This is a genomic window from Microcoleus sp. BM001215392, assembly GCF_036700185.1.
Taxonomy (GTDB): Bacteria; Cyanobacteriota; Cyanobacteriia; order Cyanobacteriales; family Microcoleaceae; genus Microcoleus.
The window spans coordinates 1-1,440 of sequence record NZ_JAUBOJ010000707.1 but is presented as its reverse complement, the minus strand read 5'-3'; the positions used below and the strand labels follow the sequence as shown (position 1 = coordinate 1,440).

Here is a 1,440-nt window from a genome sequence, read left to right as displayed (position 1 = left end):
AAGGAAGAGAAGAGAGAGATTAATACAGGACGATGAAGAGAGGATTTGATATGACTGACTTTTCAAACGTTTGACTGCACGTAAAGCAATACTGTTCAGATCAAAACAATCTGACTTCCTTTCACAAGTCTGTATTCCCATAAATTAGTGAGATGAAATTCGTCAGAGAGTGCTAAGCCAACCGTATTGGCACATAAAGGGCGATCGGGCAAATCTTCATTTTCCGCAAGATAAGTATCGGTAAACTCGGTACTGACCAAATGTTCGGTAATTTGGTAGCGCATTCCCAGTTTTCTGTCGAGCATCGGATCTGGCGGTACGGGGAGTTGACTTTTTTGTACAGATTCCGACTGTACGCTTTGCTGTGTCACTTTCATCGCGGACTCCCATAAATTTTTTTTGCAGACTCTTTCGTCCGAGTCGATAATTCCTGCATCTTTCAATACCTCTGTCAGCAATTTCCACAAATGATAAGCAACGTATCGCGCTAAGTAGCATATTTCATAGTTCCGGGCGATCGCATAATTATGCTTGATTTCTTGGTATGTCAAACCATCTAACACTCCTTGAATAATTGCTCGCTGTAAGCCGTTCAATGGTTGGCCTCTCTTTTCCTGTACCAGGTTATCTAGAATGTTTGTAGCTAATTCTGCATTCATAAAGTTACGCGGTAAGTTGACGGTTGACAGTTGACAGTTGACAGTTGACAGTTGACAGTTGACAGTTGACTAATGATTTAGGATTACTTAAATCTTAAGCAACCCAGATGGGAAATTCATTCGTTCTACCCGCAGAGTTGATGAGGTATGAGGTGCAAGATTGATTGCGGGAAGGTGCAAGGTAGGTGAATGTGTAGATAACTTAAGCTGTCAGCCCGCCAAGTCTGTTAGTCATCCCACGAGTCCGCCAGGGGTTGAAACCCCCCTCTTATAGCTAAAGTCCTCTCAAAGAAGACTCAAGAAATCATCAGTCCTCTTTGAGAGGACTTGCGCTTTGAGGCAGGGGTTTCAACCCTTGCCGGACTGTGGAATGAACCTTAAGTTGGCACCTATGGGCACGGCGCCGTCTCCTCTATCATTCCGGTACAACCGGAATTGATAAAATTTAGGATAAAAAATTGATTCGATTAGCTATTCACAAAAACTTACTCGGCCTCCCCAATCAGAGTAAATGCCGCCCAATTTCGCGGCTGGGGATGAGTTTTCATCGTGGTTAACATTGCCTGCCGCAATGCCTGTGCTTTGTCGGGGTTACTTTGCAAATTTTGGTAAAAAGATTGCATCAATTCGGATGTCGGCGCATCGGGAACCGCCCATAAAGAAACAATTACACTCGGCACTCCTGCGGAAATCAAAGCGCGCGATAAGCCAATCACTCCATCCCCGGTAATTCTGCCGAATCCAGTGTTGCAGGCGCTCAAAACAACTAAGCTGGCTTGCA

At 44.5% G+C, this 1,440-nt stretch carries 2 protein-coding genes; both read right to left on the bottom strand.

Annotation, left to right across the window (positions count from 1 at the left end; genetic code table 11):
* Positions 1–95: 95 nt before the first annotated feature.
* Complete coding sequence (locus QT974_RS34335) at positions 96–659, bottom strand: hypothetical protein (protein WP_333472812.1); 564 nt, start codon at positions 657–659, stop codon at positions 96–98.
* Positions 660–1,144: 485 nt separating this feature from the next.
* A partial coding sequence (locus tag QT974_RS34330; RefSeq protein ID WP_333472811.1) for a CHAT domain-containing protein occupies positions 1,145–1,440 on the bottom strand: 296 nt, incomplete at its 5' end.